Source organism: Pseudomonas sp. H1_A03, assembly GCF_054685145.1.
In genome coordinates this window covers 6,077,738-6,100,385 of the sequence record NZ_CP162829.1, presented here as the reverse complement: position 1 = coordinate 6,100,385, position 22,648 = coordinate 6,077,738, and the positions used below count along the sequence as shown (strand labels likewise).

Below are 22,648 nucleotides of genomic sequence, written 5' to 3'. Positions count from 1 at the left end.
GAATGTCACCACTCGGTGACATTTCCCATCCCCTTCGTTACATGCCCCCACCGCGCCCTTGTTTAGACTCCGGTCACCCCACAAAAAATAATAAGGGCCACCCATGACCACGCAACCACTGCCTGCCAGCAGTTGGCTGAACGCGCCTGCCCATCACGCTTGGCTTGCCGCCGAAGGCCAGCGTCTGCTGGCATTCGCCAAGGCGTCTCGACTGCCTGACGGTTTCGGCAACCTCGACGACAAAGGCCAACTGCCGGCCAATGCCCACGCCGAAACCATGAACACCGCCCGCATGACCCACAGCTTTGCCATGGCCCACGCCCTGGGTTTGCCAGGGTATGCCGAGTTGGTCGCACACGGTGTCGCAGCCCTCAGTGGCCCGCTGCGCGACGCTGAGCACGGAGGCTGGTTCGCCGCACCCCAGGCCATCGATGGCAACCGTGGCAAGGCTGCTTACCTGCACGCCTTTGTCGCCCTGGCCGCCAGCTCGGCGGTGGTAGCCGGCGCTCCCGGCGCACAAAACCTGTTGAACGACGCCATCCATATCATCGACCAGTTTTTCTGGAGCGAGGAGGAGGGCGTGATGCTTGAGTCGTTCGCCCAAGACTGGAGCGGCGTCGAGGCCTACCGCGGCGCCAACAGCAACATGCACGCCACCGAAGCCTTCCTCGCCTTGGCCGATGTCACCGGCGATACACGCTGGCTGGACCGCGCGCTGCGGATCGTCGAGCGTGTGATCCACACCCACGCCGCCGGTAACCAGTTCATGGTGATCGAGCATTTCGACGCGCATTGGCAACCGCTGCTCGGTTACAACGAAGACAACCCCGCCGACGGCTTCCGCCCCTACGGCATCACGCCCGGCCACGGCTTCGAGTGGGCGCGGCTGGTGCTGCACCTGGAGGCAGCGCGCCTGCAAGCCGGGCTCGTCACACCAGAATGGTTGGTGACCGACGCCAAGGGCCTGTTCGCCAGCGCCTGCGAATATGCCTGGTCCGTGGATGGCGCCCCCGGCATCGTCTACACGCTGGACTGGAACCACCGCCCGGTGGTGCGCGAACGCCTGCACTGGACCCACGCCGAAGCCAGCGCCGCTGCCCAGGCGCTGCTCAAGCGTACCGGCGAGTTGCACTACGAAACGTGGTACCGGCGCTTCTGGGAGTTTTGCGAGGCCCACTTTATCGATCGTCTCCACGGCAGTTGGCACCACGAACTCAGCCCGCACAACCAACCCAGCAGCAACATCTGGGGCGGCAAGCCAGACCTGTACCATGCTTGGCAAGCGGTCGTGCTGCCTGCACTGCCCTTGGCACCGAGTATGGCCAGTGCCATCGGGGCTGGGTGTTATGTCACCAGTTGGTGACATTTGTGCATCCCTTTGTTACCTGCGCCTCAAAAATCCATGTTTAAACTCCGTGCAGCGCAAGCTTAAGACTTGCATGCATAACAACAAGAAAGGTATTCAGATGAACGCGATTAATCGCCTCGCCGTAGCTATTTCCATTGTCTCGTTGTTTCCCCTCAGTGCATTTGCCGCCGACTCGAAAGGGACGGTTGAAGTTGTGCATTGGTGGACCTCGGGCGGTGAAAAAGCGGCTGTAGATGTCCTGAAGGCCCAAGTTGAGAAAGACGGTTTCATCTGGAAAGACGGTGCCGTCGCAGGTGGCGGTGGCGCAACGGCCATGACCGTGCTGAAAAGCCGCGCGGTCGCCGGCAACCCGCCCGGCGTTGCCCAGATCAAAGGTCCCGACATCCAGGAATGGGCGTCCACCGGCCTGCTCGACACCGACGTTCTGAAATCTGTCGCCAAAGACGAAAAATGGGACTCCCTGCTCGACAAGAAAGTCTCCGACACCGTGAAGTACGACGGTGACTACGTTGCCGTACCGGTCAACATCCACCGCGTGAACTGGCTGTGGATCAACCCGGAAGTCTTCAAGAAAGCCGGCATCACCAAGAACCCAACCACCCTCGAAGAATTCTACGCAGCGGGCGACAAGCTCAAGGCCGCGGGCTTCATTCCGCTCGCCCATGGTGGCCAGCCGTGGCAGGACAGCACCGTTTTCGAAGCCGTCGTCCTGTCGGTGATGGGGGCCGATGGCTACAAGAAAGCCCTGGTCGACCTGGATAACGCTGCACTGACCGGTCCGGAAATGGTCAAGTCGCTGACCGAGCTGAAGAAAGTCGCGACCTACATGGACGTCGACGGCAAAGGCCAGGACTGGAACCTCGAAGCGGGCAAAGTCATCAACGGCAAGGCCGGCATGCAGATCATGGGTGACTGGGCCAAGTCCGAGTGGACCGCCGCCAAGAAAGTCGCCGGCAAGGACTACGAGTGCGTAGCTTTCCCAGGCACCGACAAAGCCTTCACCTACAACATCGACTCCCTGGCGGTGTTCAAGCAGAAAGACAAAGGCACTGCGGCGGGTCAGCAGGATATTGCCAAGGTCGTGCTGGGTGAAAACTTCCAGAAAGTGTTCAGCATCAACAAGGGTTCGATCCCTGTGCGTAACGACATGCTGACCAAAATGGATTCGTACGGCTTCGACTCGTGCGCCCAGACCGCTGCCAAGGACTTCCTGGCAGACGCCAAGACCGGCGGCCTGCAGCCAAGCATGGCGCACAACATGGCCACGACCCTGGCTGTGCAAGGTGCGTTCTTTGACGTCGTGACCAACTACATCAACGACCCGAAAGCTGACCCGGCCGACACCGCCAAGAAACTCGGCGCTGCGATCAAGTCGGCTAAGTAAGGCCAGGTAGCGGCTTTTTGTAGGAGCCGGGCTTGTGTGGGAGCGGGCTTGCTCGCGAAGGCATCACCGCGGTGTAACGGTTACACCGCGTCGCCTGCTTCGCGAGCAAGCCCGCTCCCACAAAGCCAGCGTCACAAGGTTTATTGGCTGGTCCTTTTTCCCTGTATTGGATTTCCCCATGAGTTCTGTTGCTGTCTTCAGCAAAGCCTCGCCGTTCGATGCACTGCAGCGCTGGCTACCCAAACTGGTGCTTGCGCCCAGCATGTTCATCGTGTTGGTGGGCTTCTACGGCTACATCCTGTGGACGTTTGTACTGTCGTTCACGACGTCTACGTTCCTGCCAAGCTACAAATGGGCGGGTCTCGCGCAGTATGAGCGTTTGTTCGACAACGACCGCTGGTGGGTCGCGAGCAAGAACCTGGCCCTGTTTGGCGGGATGTTTATCGGCATCACCCTGGTGATCGGCGTAACACTGGCGATCTTCCTCGACCAGAAAATCCGTCGCGAAGGCTTCATCCGCACCATTTACCTGTACCCGATGGCGCTCTCTATGATCGTCACCGGTACGGCCTGGAAATGGCTGCTCAACCCGGGCATGGGCCTGGACAAACTCCTGCGTGACTGGGGCTGGGAAGGCTTCCGTCTCGACTGGCTGATCGACCCGGACCGCGTGGTCTATTGCCTGGTGATCGCCGCGGTATGGCAAGCCTCGGGCTTCATCATGGCAATGTTCCTTGCGGGCCTGCGTGGCGTTGATCAATCGATCATCCGCGCTGCGCAGATCGACGGCGCAAGCCTGCCGCGCATCTACTGGAGCGTGGTGCTGCCAAGCCTGCGTCCGGTGTTCTTCAGTGCGGTGATGATCCTGGCGCACATTGCGATCAAGAGTTTCGACCTGGTGGCGGCGATGACGGCTGGCGGCCCCGGCTACTCGTCCGACCTGCCTGCGATGTTCATGTACTCGTTCACCTTCAGCCGTGGCCAGATGGGCATGGGCTCGGCCAGTGCAATCCTGATGCTCGGTGCGATCCTCGCGATCATCGTGCCTTACCTCTACTCCGAGCTGAGGACCAAACGTAATGACTAGTCTCGTCTCCAAATCGCCCATCAGCCTGAGTCGCATCGCGATCTATGCGGTGTTGATTCTCGCCGTGCTGCTGTACCTGGTGCCGCTGGTGGTGATGTTGCTGACCAGCTTCAAGACCCCGGAAGACATCAGCACCGGCAACCTGCTGAGCTGGCCGACCGTGGTCAGCGGCATCGGCTGGGTCAAGGCCTGGGCCACCGTGGATGGCTACTTCTGGAACTCGATCAAGATCACCGTTCCCGCTGTGCTGATCTCCACCGCCATCGGTGCGTTGAACGGCTACGTGTTGTCGTTCTGGCGCTTCCGGGGTTCGCAGTTGTTCTTCGGTCTGTTGTTGTTCGGCTGCTTCCTGCCGTTCCAGACCGTGCTGCTGCCGGCCTCGTTCACCCTCGGCAAGATGGGCCTCGCCAGCACCACCACCGGCCTGGTGTTTATCCATGTGGTCTACGGCCTGGCGTTCACCACGCTGTTTTTCCGTAACTACTACGTGAGCATTCCGGATGCGCTGATCAAGGCGGCACGCCTGGACGGTGCCGGTTTCTTCACCATTTTCCGCCTGATCATCCTGCCGATGTCGACCCCGATCATCATGGTCTGCCTGATCTGGCAGTTCACCCAGATCTGGAACGACTTTCTGTTCGGCGTGGTGTTCTCCAGTGGCGACTCCCAACCCATCACGGTGGCGCTGAACAACCTGGTCAACACCAGCACCGGGGCCAAGGAATATAACGTGGATATGGCGGCGGCGATGATCGCCGGGCTGCCGACCCTGCTGGTCTATGTGATCGCAGGCAAGTATTTCGTGCGCGGCCTCACGGCCGGCGCGGTCAAGGGGGTAATCATGGCTACGCTTGAACTTCGCAATGTAAACAAGACCTATGGCGCCGGCCTGCCCGACACCTTGAAGAACATCGAACTGTCGATCAAGGAAGGCGAATTCCTGATCCTGGTCGGCCCTTCGGGGTGCGGCAAATCCACGCTGATGAACTGCATCGCGGGCCTGGAAACCATCACCGGCGGCGCGATCATGATCGGTGATCAAGACGTGAGCGGCATGAGCCCCAAGGATCGCGACATCGCCATGGTGTTCCAGTCCTACGCGCTGTACCCGACCATGAGCGTGCGCGAGAACATCGAGTTCGGCCTCAAGATCCGCAAGATGCCCCAGGCCGAGATCGACACTGAAGTGGCGCGCGTGTCCAAGCTGCTGCAGATCGAACACCTGCTCAACCGCAAGCCGGGCCAGCTCTCTGGCGGGCAGCAACAGCGTGTGGCGATGGGCCGTGCGTTGGCGCGCCGGCCGAAGATCTACCTGTTCGACGAACCGCTGTCCAACCTCGACGCCAAGCTGCGCGTTGAGATGCGCACCGAAATGAAACTGATGCACCAGCGCCTCAAGACCACCACGGTCTACGTGACCCACGACCAGATCGAAGCGATGACCCTGGGCGACAAAGTGGCGGTGATGAAGGACGGCATCATCCAACAATTCGGCACGCCGAAAGAAATTTACAACGACCCGGCCAACCTGTTTGTGGCAAGCTTTATCGGTTCACCACCAATGAACTTCGTTCCTATGCGCCTAAAACGCAAGGAAGGTCGTTTGGTCGCGCTGCTCGACAGCGGCCAGGCCCGTTGCGAATTGCCGTTAGGCATGAACGACGCAGGCCTGGAGGACCGTGATGTGATTCTGGGCCTGCGCCCGGAGCAGATCGTGTTGGCGGCGGGTGAGGGCAACGGTTCGTCGAGCATTCGCGCTGAAGTCCAGGTCACCGAACCGACCGGTCCGGACACCCTGGTGTTCGTGCAGCTCAATGACACCAAGGTCTGCTGCCGTTTGGCGCCGGATGTGGCGCCCCAGGTCGGCGAGACCCTGACCCTGCAATTTGATCCGGCCAAGGTATTGCTGTTCGACGCCAACACTGGCGAACGCCTAGGCACTGCTTCTTCATTGCCCGCACAGGGGCATGCCGACAACGTGGCCCAATTCAAAGGCCGCTGAAGCAGCTAAGTTGTTGTTTTAAATAAAAAAGTAACCCGCGTTAGATAAAAACAGTTTAATAACAATAAAGACGAGGATGTAGGGATGAAAAAGCAACACAACAACACTCGGCTGATCTGCCAAATGTCAGCTGCAGCAGCCCTGGTTTTGTCCGCCAATGCGATGGCGGCCGATGCATTCAGTGCCGACTCCAAGTGGATGACCGGCGATTGGGGTGGTGAGCGTACCAAGCTGATCGAGCAAGGTATCGACATCAAGGCTGACTACGTAGGGGAAATGGGCGCCAACCTGCGCGGCGGCTATAACGACGACAGGACCGGCCGTTACTCTGACCAGTTCGGTCTGGGCGTAGCGCTGGACCTGCAAAAGCTGTGGGGCTGGGACAACACCCAGGCCAAGATCCAGTTCACCAACCGTAATGGCCAGAACATCTCCAACGACCGCATCGGCGACCCACGTGCCGGCACGCTCAGTTCGTCGATGGAAGTCTACGGCCGTGGCCACATGGTGCGTCTGACCCAGTTCTGGATTCAGCACCAGATGTTCGACAACAAGCTGGACGTCAAACTCGGCTACTTCGGTGAAGGCGAAGACTTCAACACCTTCCCGTGCGACTTCCAGAACCTGTCGTTCTGCGGCTCCCAGGTCGGTAACTATGTAAACACCTGGTACAACTGGCCCGTCAGCCAGGCCGCGATCCGCGTGAAGTACAACATCACGCCTGAGCTGTATGCGCAAATCGGTGCCTACAACCAGAACCCATCGCAGCTTGAGCACGGCAACGGCTTCAAGCTCAGCGGCAGCGGCACCAAGGGCACCGTGATTCCGGTGGAATTGGTCTGGTCGCCGAAGGTCAACAACCTGCCGGGCGAATACCGTGTGGGTTACTACAAGAGCGCGGCTGATGCTGCCGACGTACGTGAAGACGTGAACGGCAACGATGCGGCTACCACTGGCGCCGCGTACCGTACCCGCAGCAGCAAGAAAGGCTACTGGTTTGTTGCCCAACAGCAACTCACCACGCATAACGGCGACGCTTCCCGCGGCTTGAATATCGCGGCCAACGCCACCTTCCACGACAAAGAGACCAACCTGGTCGACAACTATCAGTCGTTGATGCTGGTGTACAAAGGCCCATTCGACGCGCGTCCAAAAGATGACGTCGGCATTGGTGCTGCTCGCCTGCACGTCAACGATGACGTGAAGAAAAACGCTGAGCTGCTGAACGTCGCCAATGGCGTGAATGATTACGACAATGCGCTGTTCTCGCCCATTCGCGAGACCGAGTACAACTTCGAAATCAACTACGGCTTCCACGTTACCAACTGGCTGACCGTGCGTCCTAACCTGCAATACGTCGTCCAGCCTGGCGGCGTGGATAAAGTCGACAACGCGCTCGTGGCGGGTCTGAAAATTCAGTCTACGTTCTAACGCTGTTGCGATAAGCTCCTCTCTCTGTGCGCATTTTGCGGGTAGCCATGGCTATCCGCTTTTTTTTGGGTCGCATTGTGAAGATATTCAGGACCGTGGCACATGCATGAGCAACCGCTGCAACGCTTTTTCAAATCCCTGCGCGAGCGTCCGGTGTTCGCCTGGGAGCGCTTTCAGATGCGCGACGTGTTGGTGATCGACCATCCGCTGTGCCAGGCGGTGTTCAGTCGTCAGGGCGCGCAGCTGTTGCACTTCCAACCCCGTGGCCAGAAACCCTGGCTGTGGTGTGCAGCCAAATGGCCACAGGTCGGTGCCATTCGTGGTGGCGTACCGGTGTGCTGGCCGTGGTATGGCCGCCACCCGAGCGAAAATGCGTGGCCGTCCCATGGCTGGGCGCGGCTGATCGACTGGAAGCTGCTCGACAGCAGCACCGACGATGAGGGCGTGCGCCTGCATTGGCAATTGCAGTTGTGCGACTGGCAGGTCGACCTGCACGCGCACCTCGGGGAGACCCTGGAACTGCGCCTGAGCACCGAGCACCAGGACGAGCTCCCGTGCCAGCTGAGCCATGCTTTGCACGCTTATTGGCGTATTGGTCACGTTGATGAGGTAGCGCTGTCTGGGCTTGATGGCGCGCAAGGTTACGACCAGCTCAATCGCCAGGTTTGCCAGCAGGAAGGTGAGCTAAGGGTAGAGGGCGGGTGCCAGCGGGTGTTCCAGCACGAGGGTGAGTTGCAGCTCAAGGATCACGCCTGGCAGCGTGAACTGTGCATTGATACGGGTGACAGCGCTGACACGGTGGTGTGGCATCCCGGCAGCCGGCCGCTGTTGGGGGTGAGCTTTAACGAGGCGTCGGGGTTTGTGTGCGTGGAGTCGGCGATGGCCGGGGCCAGTTTGGCGCCGGGGGAGAGGGCGCATTTGAGTTTGCAGGCTAGAGCCGGGGTTTAACGGTGTGGCTGATGGCACCATCGCGGGCAAGCCCGCTCCCACAGGGGAGTGCATTCCAAATGTGGGAGCGGGCTTGCCCGCGATTAGGCCAGTAGTGCCACCTCAAATGTGTGTTTAGTTAAACTCATCGCCCACCGGATACCGGCTGTCATTCAAGCTTTCCTTGATCTTGCGCAAATGCGGCTGGAAATCCACGCCACGACGCAAAGTCATGCCGGTCGCCAACACATCCAGCACCGTCAATTGGATGATCCGCGAGGTCATCGGCATGTAGATGTCGGTGTCTTCGGGCAGCGGAATGTTCAGGCTTACCGTACTGGCCTTGGCCAGCGGCGAATTCTCAGCCGTCACGCCCAGCACGGAAGCGCCGTTTTCCCGTGCGATCCGCGCCACTTCCACCAGCTCACGGGTACGCCCGGTGTAGGAAATGATCACGAACAACTCGCCTGTGTGCGCCACCGAGGCGATCATGCGCTGCATCAGCACGTCGGCGTGGGCGGTAACAGCCAAGTTGAAACGGAAGAACTTGTGCAGCGCATCCATGGCCACCGGGGCCGAAGCGCCCAGGCCGAAGAAGTGGATCTGCCGTGCCTGGATCAACAAATCCACGGCTTTGCTGATCAGGGCAGGGTCCAGCGCCTGGCAGGCACTGTCCAGCGAGGCGATGGCGCTGCCGAAGATTTTCTGGGTGTAGGCCTCAGGGTTATCATCGGCCTCCACCGCGCGGCTGACATACGCCGCGCCACTGGCCAGGCTTTGCGCCAGCTGCAATTTCAGTTCAGGGTAACCGCTCACGCCGAACGAACGGCAGAAACGGTTGACCGTCGGTTCACTGACCGAGGCAGCCTGGGCGAGGGCGGCAATGGAGAAGCGGGTCGCCTGCTGCGGGTTGAGCAGGATGACCTCGGCGACTTTTTTCTCGGCCTTGTTTAATTCTTCGAGGCGGTTCCGGATCTGTTCCAGAAGATTTCGCACGCGGTCCATTCAGTCTTTCCTTCGGGCGACGATGCAAATAAAAGGTGGCGACCAATCGATGAGTGGTCTTTTGCGGTGGCCTATCCTACTGAGGGTAGCTGAACACCACCACTCGCAATGCGTATTTCGGGAAAATGTTGTGGTTATTACTACATTTTTCCTTGAGTGATGCCTTGAAAAAAGGTATTTGTAGCTTAACTTGATAAAAGAACAAACATCATGCCTTCGATAACCGTAGAACCCTGCACCTTTGCCCTGTTTGGCGCCTTGGGTGATCTGGCGCTGCGCAAGTTATTTCCTGCTCTCTATCAACTCGATGGCGCCGGGTTGCTGCACGACGACACGCGCATCCTGGCACTGGCCCGTGAAGCCGGTTCCGAGCAACAGCACCTGGCCCACATCGAGCAAGCACTGCGCAAATACGTCGGCAAGGAACTGGACGAAGCCATCGCCCAGCGTTTCCTCGCGCGCCTGACTTACGTTCACGTCGACTTCATTAAGGCTGATGACTACGTGGCCCTGGCGGAAATCGCCGGCACCGAGCAGCGTCTGATCGCCTATTTCGCTACGCCTGCAGCGGTCTACGGCGCGATCTGCGAAAACCTGTCCAAGGTCGGCCTGGCGGAAAACACCCGCGTCGTGCTGGAAAAGCCAATCGGTTCGGACCTGGAGTCCTCGCGCAAGGTCAATGACGCCGTGGCGCAGTATTTTCCGGAAAACCGCACCTACCGCATCGACCACTATCTGGGCAAGGAAACCGTCCAGAACCTGATCGCGCTGCGTTTCGCCAACAGCCTGTTCGAAACCCAGTGGAACCAGAATTACATTTCCCACGTGGAAATCACCGTGGCCGAGCAGGTCGGTATCGAGGGCCGTTGGGGCTACTTCGACAAGGCCGGCCAGTTGCGCGACATGATCCAGAACCACCTGTTGCAACTGCTTTGCCTGATCGCCATGGACCCGCCGGCCGACCTGTCCGCCGACAGCATCCGCGACGAGAAGGTCAAGGTGCTCAAGGCCCTGGCGCCCATCAGCCCGGACGGCCTGACCACCCAAGTGGTGCGCGGCCAGTACATTGCCGGCTACAGCGCTGGCAAGCCAGTGCCGGGTTATCTGGAAGAAGACAACTCCAACACCCAGAGCGACACAGAAACCTTCGTCGCCCTGCGTGCCGATATCCGCAACTGGCGTTGGGCCGGGGTGCCGTTCTACCTGCGCACCGGCAAGCGGATGCCGCAAAAGCTGTCGCAGATCGTCATCCACTTCAAGGAACCGTCCCACTACATCTTCGCCCCCGAGCAGCGCTTGCAGATCAGCAACAAACTGATCATCCGCCTGCAACCGGACGAAGGTATTTCCTTGCGCGTGATGACCAAGGAGCAGGGCCTGGACAAAGGCATGCAACTGCGCAGCGGGCCACTGCAACTGAATTTTTCCGACACCTACCGCAGCGCACGGATTCCCGATGCCTATGAGCGGTTGTTGCTGGAAGTCATGCGCGGCAATCAGAACCTGTTTGTTCGCAAAGATGAAATCGAAGCCGCGTGGAAGTGGTGTGACCAGTTGATTGCCGGGTGGAAAAAATCTGGTGATGCGCCCAAGCCGTACGCGGCGGGTTCCTGGGGGCCGATGAGCTCAATTGCACTGATCACGCGGGATGGGAGGTCGTGGTATGGCGATATCTGAATTGAAACTGCCGCAGGGCGTAATCCCCCACGAGTACCGCACGCCGGTGCTGTTGGCGGAAGGCCTGGCGAATGATGTGGCCGAGCAACTGCGCGGAGCCATCAGTGCCCGTGGCGAAGCGACCCTGGTGGTGTCCGGTGGCCGCAGCCCCGTGGCGTTTTTCCAGCACTTGGCCAAGCAAGGCCTGGACTGGTCCAAGGTCACCATCACCCTGGCCGACGAACGCTGGGTGCCGGTGGAACACGCCGACAGCAATGCCGGCCTGTTGAAGCAACACCTGCTGCAGGGCCCGGCGGCCAAGGCCAAGTTTCTCAGCCTGTACAGCGCCGCGGCCAACCTTGAAGACGCTGCCGAGCAGGCTGATCGCCTGCTGGGCGAGTTGCCAGCCATCGATGTGCTGGTGCTCGGGATGGGCGATGACGGCCACACCGCATCGCTGTTCCCCAACAGCCCGAACCTGACTGAAGCCTTGCAGGCCGACGGTACCCGCCGTTGCTGGCCGATGCTGGCGCCGACCGTGCCCCATCAGCGCCTGACCATGAGTCGCGCGCTGCTTGCCACTGCCCACTACACCGTACTGTCGATTTCCGGCAGTTCGAAGTTGACCACCTTGAGCGCCGCGCTGGCCAGTGACGATGTCGCTGCCATGCCGATTCGCGCGTTTTTGCAGCCTACATTAGAGATTTACTGGTGCCCATGAGCCAAGGATCAGCCGCTATGAAAAGCCCTCAACCGACCGTGTCCATGGCGGATAAAGTTGCCCTGATCGACAGCCTCTGCGCGAAGGCGCGGATCCTGCCGGTGATCACCATCGCCCGCGAACAGGACATCCTGCCGCTGGCCGATGCCTTGGCAGCCGGCGGTTTGACCGCATTGGAAGTGACCCTGCGTTCCGAGTTCGGCCTCAAGGCCATTCAGGTATTGCGCGAGCAACGCCCTGAACTGTGCACCGGTGCCGGCACTGTGCTGGATCGCCACATGCTCGAAGCGGCCGAAGTGGCGGGCTCGCAATTCATCGTCACCCCCGGCATTACACGCGACCTGCTGGAAGCGTCGGTGCACAGCCCGATTCCGCTGCTGCCGGGCATCAGTAATGCTTCGGGCATCATGGAAGGCTATGGCCTGGGCTATCGCCGCTTCAAGCTGTTCCCAGCCGAAGTCAGCGGTGGCGTTGCTGCCATCAAGGCCCTCGGTGGCCCGTTTGGCGAAGTGAAGTTCTGCCCGACTGGCGGCGTTAGCCCGGCCAATATCAAAAGCTACATGGCGTTGAAAAACGTGATGTGCGTAGGTGGTAGCTGGATGCTCGATCCTGAGTGGATCAAGAACGGCGACTGGGCCCGTATCCAGGAAGTCACCGCCGAAGCGCTGGCGCTGTTGGATTGATCTGATTTATCGAATCGTTGTTGCTGTGCTTAACGGCATTTTTGCGGTGCACTTGGTCGGTGTGCCGCTTTTTTTTGCCTGTAGAAAACTTGAATTCAACGCCGCTCCCACATTTTTAGTCTGCGTTCAGTTGGGTAATCGCGTTCAACAACACGCTGATATCCGCAGCTGAAGTCACTAGCCCCGGTGTCACCCGAATGCACGTCCCGAACGACGCACCCACGCGCGTGGTGGTAAACAAGTCAAAGTCCCTGAGCAACCGATCCACCATCACTTGCTGATCCCGTCCGACAAACTTGAACGCCGTAATCCCGCAATACAGCCTCGGATCATCCGGCGTCAGCACTTCAATCCCCGGCAACGCCCGCACCTGGTTCACCCACAAATCCCGCAGGTAATTAACCCGCGCACCCTTGGCCGCCGAGCCACCCAATTCCCGGTGCTCTTCAAACACCAATGGCAAGGTCATCAGCGCTGGAAAGTTCGGCGTGCTGTAGGACGTCCGCGCGCGTACGTCGGTAGCCGGGTAGTGAAACTCGCCCATGTCCGGGTCGATATCGGCCAGGCGCTCCGGGGCGATGTACAGAAAGCCCAGGGTCAGCGGCGCGCCGATCCATTTGTGCAGGTTGAAACCGGCAAACTGAATGCCCAACTCGGCGAGGTTGAACTCGATCTGGCCCAGGGCATGGGCGCCATCGAGGATCACGTCGATATCATGCTCGCGCGCCGCCAGGGCAATCGCGGCGACGGGCATGACCAGCCCGGTGCGGTGGGTAACGTGGGTCAGCGCCATCAGTTTGAGGCGTGGGTACTTAACGAACGCCTCGCGATAAGTCTGCACCAGGCTGTCGAAACTGGCCGGGTGAGTGTGGGACAGTTCGATCACCTCCACGCCGCGATAGCCTGCCAGCCAGCGCATGGCACCTTTCACGGTGTCGTACTCCAGGTCACTGATCAGCACTTGATCGCCCGGTTGCAGGCGGTTGTAGTTGCGGATCAGCGATTGCAGGGCTTCAGTGGCGTTACGGGTAAAGGCCACTGACTCCGGGTCGACATCCATCAGCCCGGCCAGTTGCCGACGAATCTCGACGTTTTCGCCTGTTTCGAACGTCTGGCGCACATACAGCGAGTTGCTGCGGTTGATAAACGCAACGTGTTCCAGGTACTGCGTTTGCACCGCTTGGCTCATGCGGCCGAAGTAGCCGTTTTCCAGATTGATCGGGCCGGGTTCCAGGGCGTAGCGCTGGGCGATGGCCTGCCAGTGACGTTCGTTGTCTGCATTCCGTGGCATAGGGCGCTCTTAATGACGAGGGGCGGGTTTACCGTGTTTGGCGCGCAGCGGTTCGAGCAATTCGGACAATCCGTTGCTGTCGATTTCCTGCATCAATGCCAGCAACCCGCCTAGTTCGCCGTGAGGGAAACCTTCACGGGCAAACCAGTTCAAGTAGGGACCTGGCAGGTCGGCGATGATCCGTCCCTTGTATTTGCCGAAGGGCATTTCGCGGGTGATCAGCAGTTCGAGTTTTTCGGGGTTCATGGGCGCTTCGTGAAGGTCAGTCGTAGCAGTGGAAAATACAGGCATTCTGCATGAAGGCCAAATGACAGATCATGCAAAAAACGCACATACAGAAGGTTCAAGAATTTTTAAGCTTTTGATTTATAACGGAAAATAGTTTTTCAAAAAGCTGGCACGGACGCTGCAATTCTTATTGCAACCTTCTAACCTGCCAAAGGAATTGAAAAATGACTGACATCAATAAAGAATCCATCTCCGTACTCAACGACCTGATCGAGACCAGCATTGACGGTCAGAAAGGTTTCAAAGAGTGCGCTGAAGACATCAAGCACCCAGAACTCAAAGCACTGTTCGCCAAGCGTTCCGCTGATTGCGCGACAGCTGCAGCTGAACTGAAAACCGCCGTACGTGCCCTGGGTGGCGATCCGGAAGATTCCGGTAGCGTTGCTGGTGCTCTGCACCGCGGCTGGGTCGATGTTAAGTCGATGGTTACCGGTAAAGATGAAGAAGCTGTGCTGAACGAAGCCGAGCGCGGTGAAGACCACGCACTGAAGGCTTACCGTGAAGCGATCGAGAAGATCAACAAGCACAACCTGCTGGGCATTCGTGACCTGGTTGAGCGTCAGTACCACGGCGTACAACGCAACCACGACCAGGTAAAAGCCCTGCGTAACCAGGCTCGCGCTCAGTCGTAAGCCCTGTGCTTTAAATGCTGTAAGAAATGTGGGAGGGGGCTTGCCCCCGATTGCGGAGTGTCAATCACTGCATCTTGTGACTGATCTACCGCTATCGGGGCAAGCCCCTCCCACATTCGTATTGCATAAGTGTTAGCCAATGCTGATTGGCGGCAACTCGGTCAGCGTCACGACTTGCTGCTTACGCGGCGCAAGAATTTCCGCTTCACCGTCCACCACCAACTCATCACGCTGGTTGAATACACGGGTGGCAATGCGCACACGAAACTTCGGCAACTTCTCGAGAATTTCCAGGCGCACCGTGAGGGTGTCGCCGATCTTCACCGGCTTCTGGAAGCTCATCTGCTGGCCAATGTAGATCGTGCCCGGCCCAGGCAACTCGCAGGCAACCGCCGCGCTGATCAGGGCGCCGCTGAACATGCCGTGGGCGATACGCTCCTTGAACATGGTGGCCTTGGCGTATTCGGCGTCCAGGTGCACCGGGTTGTGGTCACCGGACATGGCGGCGAACAGCTGGATATCGCGCTCTTCCACCAGCTTGCTGTAGCTGGCGGTCTGGCCGACTTCGAGGGCTTCGTACGGGGTGTTGGTTACCTGGGTCATCTAAAGGTGCATCCTGTGGCTAATCGGTAATTTAAACATTTGATTTTAAATAAAAAATCATTCGCAACGGGTCGGCCTGCGTAATGTCAGCGCCTGGTCGAGCCATGCCAGCACATCCGCTGTGACATCGTCGCGGTTGGTTTCATTGAACACTTCATGGCGCGCCTGCGGGTAGATATTCAGGTGCAGGTGCTGGCAGCCGGCTTCACGCAACGCATGGGCAAGGCTTTTGAGACGCTTGCCTTCACTCACCGGATCACATTCGCCGCCCATCACCAGGATTGGCAGGCCCGGATCGATCTGCGCGAGATTGGACGCTTTGCTGATTTGCTGCAAGCCGCCGAGCAGGTCGATCCACAGCTGGTTGGTGCAGCGGAACCCGCACAGCGGGTCATTGATGTAATTATCAACTTCAGCCGGGTCACGGCTGAGCCAGTCGAAAGCGGTGCGATTGGGTTTGAACGCCTTGTTGAACGATCCAAACGACAGGAATTCGATCAGCGCACTGCGCCCGCGCAAGCCCTGGCGCAAGCGTTCGGCCCGGGCAATCACCCGTGCGGCGCGATACAGCGCCACCGGCTGGAAATTCGAACCGCAGAGAATCACCCCATGCAGGCTGGCGCTGTGGTGCAGCAAGTACGCTTGGGCAATATAACTGCCCATGCTGTGGCCCAGCAGAATGATCGGCAGCCCCGGCTGCTGTTGGCCGATATGCTGGTTGAGGCTGGCGAGGTCGCCCACCACTTTGTTCCAGCCGTCCTTTTCGGCGTAGAGGCCCAAGGTGCCTTCATCGGCAGTACGGCCATGGCCCCGCTGGTCCAGCGCATATAAACCGTAGCCGGCGCCGCACAAGGCTTCAGCCAGGCGTGCATAACGACCGCTGTGCTCGGCCATGCCATGGGACAGCATCACCAGGGCCTTGGCGGGGCCGTCGGGCATCCATTGATTGACGTACAGGCGGCTGCGGTCATTCGCGGTCAGCCAGAAGGTGCTGTGGTTCATGGCGGTTCCTTTGCTCACGGTCTGCTCAAGGTCTGCGTTGCAGTGTATCGCTCATCCCACGCAAGCGTCTGATCAGTGCGGGCACGTGTAGGAAGATTCACGCAATCAATGAAGCGCCTTCCTGTATTTGCCTGTTTGGCCATAGCTGCTAACGTCCCCAAAGCTCCGCTTTTTATAGCTGTACACTTTTGCAGCAGCAGCGGCCGGACACACTCAGGTAAGAGGACAAGAATAATGCAACCTGATTTCTGGAATGACAAACGCGCGGCGGGCGTTCCCAATGACATCGACCTCGGTGCCTACAAGTCGGTGATCGAAGTCTTCGAGCGCTCGTGCAAGACTTTTGCCGACCGTCCGGCATTCAGCAACATGGGCATCACCCTGACCTACGCCGAGCTTGAACGCCAGAGCGCGGCGTTTGCCGGCTACCTTCAACAGCACACCGACCTCAAGCCGGGCGAGCGTATCGCGGTGCAAATGCCCAACGTGCTGCATTACCCGATTGCCGTGTTCGGCGCACTGCGCGCCGGGCTGATCGTGGTCAACACCAACCCGCTGTACACCCCGCGCGAGATGCGTCACCAGTTCAAGGACGCTGGCGTGCGGGCGCTGGTCTACCTCAACCTGTTCGGTTCGCGGGTGCAGGAAGTGTGCGGCGACACCGAGATCGACTACCTGATCGAAGCCAAGATGGGCGACTTCATGCCCGCCGCCAAGGGCTGGCTGGTCAACACCTTGGTCGATAAGGTCAAGAAGATGGTCCCGGCCTACAATCTGCCGCGTGCCGTCTCCTTCAAGCGCGCGTTGCGCATGGGCGCGGGCCTGGGTCTTACCCGTCACCCGGTGAGCCTGGACGACATCGCCGTGCTGCAATACACCGGCGGCACCACCGGCTTGGCCAAGGGCGCGATGCTCACCCACGGCAACCTGGTGGCCAACATGCAACAAGTGCGCGCCTGCATGTCCCAGACCGGCGAGGACGGCCACCCGCTGATCAAGGAAGGGCAGGAGGTGATGATCGCGCCGCTGCCGCTGTACCACATCTATGCATTCACCGCGAACTGCATGTGCATGATGGTCTCCGGCAACCATAACGTGCTGATCACCAATCCACGGGACATCGGCGGCTTTATCAAAGAGCTGAAGAAGTGGCGGTTCACCGGATTGCTGGGGCTAAACACGCTGTTTGTCGCGTTGATGGACCACCCGGACTTCAAGACCTTGGATTTCTCCCACCTCAAGCTCACCAACTCCGGCGGCACCGCGTTGATCAAGGCTACAGCCGAGCGTTGGGAGCAAATCACCGGCTGTGCGATTGGCGAGGGCTATGGCCTGACGGAAACCTCCCCGGTGGCCAGCACCAACCCGTACGGCAACAAATCCCGCCTGGGGACCGTGGGCATTCCGGTGCCGGCCACGGCGATGAAGGTGATTGATGATCAGGGCGTCGAGCTGCCGTTGGGCGAGCGTGGCGAGCTGTGCATCAAAGGCCCGCAGGTGATGAAGGGCTACTGGCAGCAACCAGCCGCCACCGCCGAGGCCCTGGACGCCGAGGGGTGGCTGAAGACCGGTGACATCGCGGTGATCGATGACGATGGCTTCGTGCGCATTGTCGACCGCAAGAAAGACCTGATCATCGTCTCGGGCTTCAACGTGTACCCCAACGAAATCGAAGACGTGGTGATGGCCCACCCGGCCGTGGCCAACTGCGCGGTGATCGGTGTGCCGGATGAACGCACGGGGGAGGCGGTGAAGCTGTTTGTGGTGGCGCGTGCGGAGGGTGTGAGCCTTGAGGAGTTGAAGGCGTACTGCAAGACCAACTTCACCGGGTACAAAGTGCCTAAGCATATTGTGTTGCGCGAATCGTTGCCGATGACGCCGGTGGGGAAAATTTTGCGCAGGGAGCTGCGCGACATCGCCTGACCCGGAATTGAAATGCAATCAAACAGGTGGGAGCTGGCTTGCCTGCGATAGCGGTTTATCAGTCGATACATTGGGTGACTGAAACACCGCTATCGCAGGCAAGCCAGCTCCCACATTATTATTTATTGTTCTGGAATGCCCATTCCAGAGCCGTTTTTAATGATCTAGAATCTTTGCTCTAAAAATGACCACTGGCTGTTCTTGAGTCATGTTTATGACCGTAGGGCCCTCGTTTGGCTCTAGGCGGCCCTTGGCAAAGCTGCTACTCTCGGCGCGCTTTGTGACGTCTCGGCCTGCTTTAAAGCGCCAGATTCACCTAAAAAAACACACACCAATAATAATCGCATCAAATGCGATGATGAATTCGCGTCGCTGAGGAGTGGGCTTCCATGAACGAAGACTTTTGGAAGGATAAGTACCCCGCCGGGATTGCTGCAGAAATCAATCCAGACGAGTATCCGAATATTCAGGCGGTACTGAAGCAGTCCTGCCAGCGCTTCGCCAACAAACCGGCTTTCAGCAACCTGGGCAAGACAATCACCTACGGTGAATTGTACGAACTGTCCGGCGCCTTCGCCGCCTATCTGCAACAGCATACCGACTTGAAGCCCGGCGATCGAATTGCCGTGCAATTGCCTAACGTCCTGCAATACCCGGTCGCGGTGTTCGGCGCCATCCGTGCTGGCCTGATCGTGGTCAACACCAACCCGCTGTACACCGCGCGGGAAATGGAACACCAATTCAATGACTCCGGTGCCAAGGCCCTGATCTGCCTGGCCAACATGGCGCACCTGGCGGAAAAGGTCGTGCCCAAGACCGCCGTCAAGCATGTGATCGTCACCGAGGTCGCCGACCTGTTGCCGCCGCTCAAGCGTCTGCTGATCAACAGCGTCATCAAGTACGTGAAGAAAATGGTCCCGGCTTATCACTTGCCACAGGCGATCAAGTTCAACGACGTGCTCGCCAAGGGCCATGGCCAGGCGGTCAACGAAGTCAGCCCGGCCAGCAGTGATGTGGCCGTGCTGCAATACACCGGCGGCACCACCGGCGTGGCCAAGGGCGCGATGCTCACCCACCGCAACCTGGTCGCCAACATGTTGCAATGCAAGGCGCTGATGGGTTCCAACCTCAACGAAGGCTGCGAGATCCTGATCACGCCGCTGCCGCTGTACCACATCTATGCGTTCACCTTTCATTGCATGGCGATGATGCTGATCGGTAACCACAACATCCTGATCAGCAACCCGCGTGACCTGCCGGCGATGGTCAAGGAACTGTCGAAGTGGAAGTTCAGCGGCTTTGTCGGCCTGAACACCCTGTTCGTGGCGCTGTGCAACAACGAGGCGTTCCGCAAGCTCGACTTCTCTGCGCTGAAAGTCACCTTGTCGGGCGGTATGGCCCTGCAACTGGCGGCGGCCGAGCGTTGGAAGGCCGTGACCGGCTGTGGCATCTGCGAAGGTTATGGCATGACCGAAACCAGCCCGGTGGCGACTGTGAACCCGATCCAGCATATCCAGTTGGGTACCATCGGCATTCCGGTGCCGTCCACGGTGTGTAAAGTCATTTCCGACGACGGCACCGAGCTGGCGCTGGGCGAAACCGGCGAGCTGTGCGTCAAGGGCCCACAGGTCATGAAGGGCTACTGGCAGCGCCAGGACGCCACCGACGAGATGCTCGACAGCGAAGGTTGGCTGAAGACCGGTGACATCGCGATCATCCAGCCCGACGGCTACATGCGCATTGTCGACCGCAAGAAGGACATGATCCTGGTCTCGGGCTTCAACGTGTACCCCAACGAGCTGGAAGACGTACTGGCGGGCCTGCCGGGCGTGCTGCAGTGCGCGGCCATCGGCGTGCCGGACGAGAAGTCCGGGGAGCACATCAAGCTGTTTATCGTGGTAAAGCCGGGCGCAACCCTGACCAAGGAGCAGGTGATGGAGCATATGCGCGCCAACGTCACCGCCTACAAAGTGCCCAAGGCTGTGGAGTTCCGTGATGCGTTGCCGACCACCAACGTGGGCAAGATCCTGCGGCGTGAGTTGCGCGATGAAGAGCTGAAGAAGCTCGGTCTGAAAAAGTAACCTGGCCTGAAACAAAAAGCCCCGCAGATGCGGGGCTTTTTGTTGCCTGCGGATTTGCGGGCGTTGAAATGCAATCCAATGTGGGAGCGGGCTTAACCGCGTTCTTACAGGGAGAACTGCGCGAAACTGACACCAGCGCCTGCTGGGCGTACGTCCTTTAGAAACGAATCCTTATCCGCACTCAACTCCAGGGTGATCTCCGGCTTGCGCTTGCCCGCATTACGCACCACCAAACCCTCGAGCTTTTCACGCAAAAACACCGTCGGCACCTTCAGGTGCAGCAACTGGTCAGTCTCGGCATTGTGCATCAACAAATGAATCCACTCGTACTGGCCCACGGCGATACGGCCCAGCGGCAGGTCGAACCACCAGATGTTGCGTTTCTGGTCCAGGTCGGTGAAGTGGCAGTTGTTGACGCCGAGTACGGCACCGCCCAGTTCAGTGTTTCTGCGGGCGATAGCCTGTGCTTTATTGAGTTTCATAACCTTCCTACGGGATCTGTTATTCAGCGTTGTAGCCTGAATGTGCCGGGCATTCTCGTGGGTTGGCCACAAAACATAAAGCCCAACCTGCGGCTGGCGATGAAATGCACAGGCAAAAATAATTGAAACTCTGCCAAACCGCCTCGGGTCAATCTTTACGTAGTGACCAAAAACCATCGATTGTTCCAGGAGAAATACCATGAGCAGCACATCGGACAAGGTAAAAGGTACAGCCAACGAAGTGGCCGGCAACGTGAAGCAAGGTGTCGGTAAAGTGACTGGCAACGACAAACTGCGCGCTGAAGGTGTGGTACAGGAAAAGAAAGGCGAAGTGCAGAAAGCGGTCGGCGATACCAAAGACGCCGTGAAAAAAGCGACCAAGTAATTTCGAATCGCTGGCTGGTTTTACCCGCCCGACGGCCATCCACGGATGGCCGTTTTTGTATCCTCCGCTGCAACTAAACTTTCGAAATTGTTTCAAAGTCGCCAAATGGGCTACTTTGATGTAGAAAACGGCCCCTGAGTCGCCCACGAACTCAACCTTTTGCGGCGAAAGGAGACGCTATGCTTTTTCCGGTATTACAAGGCCTCAAGCTGCACAAAGTGCTGGTGCGCACCGTGACCGAGTTCCTCGATGACGAGATGCCCACCTACGCCTCGGCGCTGGCCTACCAGATGCTGTTCTCGCTGTTTCCTTTTCTGCTGTTTCTGATCGCGCTGATCGGCTTCCTGCACCTGCCGGATTTCTTCTCCTGGCTGCGCCTGCAGTCGGAGCTGGTGTTGCCGCCCCAGGCGCTGGAGCAGGTCAACCCGGTCATCGACCAGTTGCAGCAATCCAAGGGTGGCCTGCTGTCCGTGGGTATCGTGATTGCGCTGTGGACGGCTTCAGCTGGCGTGCGCCTGATGATGAGCGCGATGAACGCCGCCTACGACGTGGTTGAAGGCCGGCCGATCTGGAAGCGCTTCCCGCTGTCGATTTTCTACACCATCGGTATTGCCGGCATGCTGTTGGCCGCCGCCGCGCTGATGGTGCTTGGCCCGCAGGTGATGGAGTGGATCGCCGCGCAGATCGGCATGCAGGAATTCGTGGTCACCCTGTGGACCATCCTGCGCTGGCCGCTGATCGTGATCCTGCTGATGTTCGCCGTGGCCCTCATGTACTACGTGATGCCCGACGTCGAACAGAAATTCCGCTTTATCACGCCCGGCTCGGTGCTGGCGGTGGTGGTGTGGATCGTCGCGTCCCTGGGCTTTGGCTATTACGTTAAAACCTTTGCCGACTACAACGCCATGTATGGCAGTATCGGCGCAATTATCGTACTGCTCCTCTACTTCTATATTTCCGCCGCGGTGCTGCTGCTGGGTGCGGAGATGAATGCAGTGATCGAACACATGTCCGCCGAAGGTAAGGAACCGGGTGAAAAAGAGTTTGATGCACCGGCTCATACCACTGAAAAACAGCACGTCTCAGGCCTTGGCCGGGACCATTCCAAGCCCACCCCTGACGAAGTCTGATCGATGATCCGTGAAATCCTGAAAATGGGCGACGAGCGCCTGTTGCGTATCGCGCCGCCGGTTCCGCCGGAAATGTTCGACAGCCCCGAGCTGTGGCAATTGATCGATGACATGTTCCAGACCATGGAACACGTGGGCGGCGTCGGCCTGGCCGCACCGCAGATTGGTGTCGACCTGCAATTGGTGATCTTTGGTTTCGAGTCCAGCGAACGCTACCCGGACGCGCCGCCGGTGCCGCAGACCATCCTGATCAACCCGCTGATCACCCCACTGAGCCCGGTGCTGGAGGAGGGCTACGAAGGTTGCCTGTCTGTGCCGGGCCTGCGTGGCGCGGTGAACCGTTACCAGCAGATTCGTTATGAGGGCTTCGATCCGAAGGGTGAGCCTATCGTGCGTTTTGCCGATGGTTTTCATGCGCGGGTGGTGCAGCATGAGTGCGATCACTTGATCGGCCGGTTGTACCCGTCACGGGTTACGGATTTCAGTAAGTTCGGGTTTATTGACGTGATGTTCCCGGAGTTGGAACCCACTGCTGACGAATAGCTTTCAGATCCAATGAAGTCCAA

21 protein-coding genes and 1 pseudogene are annotated in these 22,648 nt (G+C 59.0%); 16 read left to right on the top strand and 6 right to left on the bottom strand.

Annotated features, from left to right (window positions below; translation table 11 throughout):
- Positions 1-103: 103 nt before the first annotated feature.
- From AB4O35_RS28220 to AB4O35_RS28190, 7 genes and pseudogenes are all read left to right on the top strand, one after another.
- Positions 104-1,363: a D-mannose isomerase gene (locus tag AB4O35_RS28220; RefSeq protein WP_065945861.1), complete on the top strand. Its 1,260-nt coding sequence runs from the start codon at positions 104-106 to the stop codon at positions 1,361-1,363.
- 103 nt (positions 1,364-1,466) lie between these two features.
- Positions 1,467-2,753, top strand: coding sequence for an ABC transporter substrate-binding protein (locus AB4O35_RS28215; protein ID WP_065945883.1), 1,287 nt, complete (start codon positions 1,467-1,469; stop codon positions 2,751-2,753).
- Positions 2,754-2,931: 178 nt separating this feature from the next.
- Positions 2,932-3,840 carry a carbohydrate ABC transporter permease gene (locus AB4O35_RS28210; protein WP_003175732.1) on the top strand — a complete coding sequence of 303 codons (909 nt, stop codon included), beginning with the start codon at positions 2,932-2,934 and terminating at the stop codon, positions 3,838-3,840.
- Positions 3,833-4,675 (top strand): annotated as a pseudogene (locus AB4O35_RS28205) (carbohydrate ABC transporter permease); the annotation flags it as partial. The gene AB4O35_RS28210 and the pseudogene AB4O35_RS28205, both read left to right, overlap by 8 nt.
- 6 nt (positions 4,676-4,681) lie before the next feature.
- Positions 4,682-5,842, top strand: coding sequence for an ABC transporter ATP-binding protein (locus AB4O35_RS28200; RefSeq protein WP_065873550.1), 1,161 nt, complete (start codon positions 4,682-4,684; stop codon positions 5,840-5,842).
- An 84-nt stretch (positions 5,843-5,926) separates the two neighbouring features.
- Entirely contained in the window at positions 5,927-7,273 is a 1,347-nt protein-coding gene (locus AB4O35_RS28195) for a carbohydrate porin (RefSeq protein ID WP_015885551.1), read from the top strand.
- A 102-nt stretch (positions 7,274-7,375) separates the two neighbouring features.
- A complete protein-coding gene (locus AB4O35_RS28190) occupies positions 7,376-8,221 on the top strand; it encodes a D-hexose-6-phosphate mutarotase (protein WP_065873549.1) in 846 nt (281 codons plus the stop codon).
- A 114-nt stretch (positions 8,222-8,335) separates the two neighbouring features.
- Here AB4O35_RS28190 and AB4O35_RS28185 read toward each other — a convergent pair whose 3' ends face one another.
- The gene (locus AB4O35_RS28185; RefSeq protein WP_170039859.1) at positions 8,336-9,196 is read right to left on the bottom strand and encodes a MurR/RpiR family transcriptional regulator; all 861 of its coding nucleotides are present in this window, start codon (positions 9,194-9,196) and stop codon (positions 8,336-8,338) included.
- A gap of 219 nt (positions 9,197-9,415) precedes the next feature.
- Here AB4O35_RS28185 and zwf point away from each other — a divergent pair, with 219 nt between their 5' ends.
- From zwf to AB4O35_RS28170, 3 genes are read left to right on the top strand one after another with little or no spacing between them, the layout of a single operon-like run.
- A complete protein-coding gene (gene zwf / locus AB4O35_RS28180) occupies positions 9,416-10,882 on the top strand; it encodes a glucose-6-phosphate dehydrogenase (RefSeq protein ID WP_065945862.1) in 1,467 nt (488 codons plus the stop codon).
- Complete coding sequence (gene pgl / locus AB4O35_RS28175) at positions 10,869-11,582, top strand: 6-phosphogluconolactonase (protein WP_065873546.1); 714 nt, start codon at positions 10,869-10,871, stop codon at positions 11,580-11,582. Before zwf ends, pgl begins: the two co-directional genes overlap by 14 nt.
- A 17-nt stretch (positions 11,583-11,599) precedes the next feature.
- Complete coding sequence (locus AB4O35_RS28170; protein ID WP_065873545.1) at positions 11,600-12,265, top strand: bifunctional 4-hydroxy-2-oxoglutarate aldolase/2-dehydro-3-deoxy-phosphogluconate aldolase; 666 nt, start codon at positions 11,600-11,602, stop codon at positions 12,263-12,265.
- Positions 12,266-12,380: 115 nt separating this feature from the next.
- Here the strand turns inward: AB4O35_RS28170 and AB4O35_RS28165 are convergent, their stop codons facing one another.
- Together AB4O35_RS28165 and AB4O35_RS28160 are read right to left on the bottom strand one after the other, a co-directional pair.
- Positions 12,381-13,556, bottom strand: coding sequence for an aminotransferase class V-fold PLP-dependent enzyme (locus AB4O35_RS28165; RefSeq protein ID WP_065873544.1), 1,176 nt, complete (start codon positions 13,554-13,556; stop codon positions 12,381-12,383).
- Positions 13,557-13,565: 9 nt separating this feature from the next.
- Positions 13,566-13,802, bottom strand: coding sequence for a DUF3820 family protein (locus tag AB4O35_RS28160; protein ID WP_010208204.1), 237 nt, complete (start codon positions 13,800-13,802; stop codon positions 13,566-13,568).
- 206 nt (positions 13,803-14,008) lie between these two features.
- On the opposite strand from AB4O35_RS28160, the gene AB4O35_RS28155 reads away from it, so the two are divergent.
- Positions 14,009-14,476 carry a ferritin-like domain-containing protein gene (locus AB4O35_RS28155; RefSeq protein ID WP_003175720.1) on the top strand — a complete coding sequence of 156 codons (468 nt, stop codon included), beginning with the start codon at positions 14,009-14,011 and terminating at the stop codon, positions 14,474-14,476.
- Positions 14,477-14,608: 132 nt separating this feature from the next.
- Here the strand turns inward: AB4O35_RS28155 and AB4O35_RS28150 are convergent, their stop codons facing one another.
- Both AB4O35_RS28150 and AB4O35_RS28145 read right to left on the bottom strand, forming a co-directional pair.
- A complete protein-coding gene (locus AB4O35_RS28150; protein WP_010208208.1) occupies positions 14,609-15,079 on the bottom strand; it encodes a MaoC family dehydratase in 471 nt (156 codons plus the stop codon).
- A 57-nt stretch (positions 15,080-15,136) separates the two neighbouring features.
- Positions 15,137-16,081, bottom strand: coding sequence for an alpha/beta hydrolase (locus AB4O35_RS28145; protein WP_065873543.1), 945 nt, complete (start codon positions 16,079-16,081; stop codon positions 15,137-15,139).
- A 234-nt stretch (positions 16,082-16,315) separates the two neighbouring features.
- On the opposite strand from AB4O35_RS28145, the gene fadD2 reads away from it, so the two are divergent.
- Both fadD2 and fadD1 read left to right on the top strand, forming a co-directional pair.
- Entirely contained in the window at positions 16,316-18,004 is a 1,689-nt protein-coding gene (gene fadD2, locus AB4O35_RS28140) for a long-chain-fatty-acid--CoA ligase FadD2 (protein ID WP_065873542.1), read from the top strand.
- A 389-nt stretch (positions 18,005-18,393) separates the two neighbouring features.
- On the top strand, positions 18,394-20,085 hold the full coding sequence (fadD1, locus tag AB4O35_RS28135) for a long-chain-fatty-acid--CoA ligase FadD1 (RefSeq protein ID WP_065873541.1): 1,692 nt from the start codon (positions 18,394-18,396) through the stop codon (positions 20,083-20,085).
- Between the two features lie 104 nt (positions 20,086-20,189).
- On the opposite strand, the gene AB4O35_RS28130 is transcribed toward fadD1, so the two are convergent.
- A complete protein-coding gene (locus AB4O35_RS28130; RefSeq protein WP_065875365.1) occupies positions 20,190-20,567 on the bottom strand; it encodes a hypothetical protein in 378 nt (125 codons plus the stop codon).
- A 199-nt stretch (positions 20,568-20,766) separates the two neighbouring features.
- Here AB4O35_RS28130 and AB4O35_RS28125 point away from each other — a divergent pair, with 199 nt between their 5' ends.
- The 3 genes from AB4O35_RS28125 (at position 20,767) to def (ending at position 22,625) form a co-directional block, all read left to right on the top strand.
- Positions 20,767-20,952, top strand: a complete 186-nt coding sequence (locus tag AB4O35_RS28125; protein WP_065881042.1) for a CsbD family protein — start codon at positions 20,767-20,769, stop codon at positions 20,950-20,952.
- A 179-nt stretch (positions 20,953-21,131) separates the two neighbouring features.
- Positions 21,132-22,082 carry a YihY/virulence factor BrkB family protein gene (locus tag AB4O35_RS28120; protein WP_065881044.1) on the top strand — a complete coding sequence of 317 codons (951 nt, stop codon included), beginning with the start codon at positions 21,132-21,134 and terminating at the stop codon, positions 22,080-22,082.
- A 3-nt stretch (positions 22,083-22,085) separates the two neighbouring features.
- On the top strand, positions 22,086-22,625 hold the full coding sequence (gene def, locus AB4O35_RS28115; protein ID WP_065881046.1) for a peptide deformylase: 540 nt from the start codon (positions 22,086-22,088) through the stop codon (positions 22,623-22,625).
- Positions 22,626-22,648 lie beyond the last annotated feature (23 nt).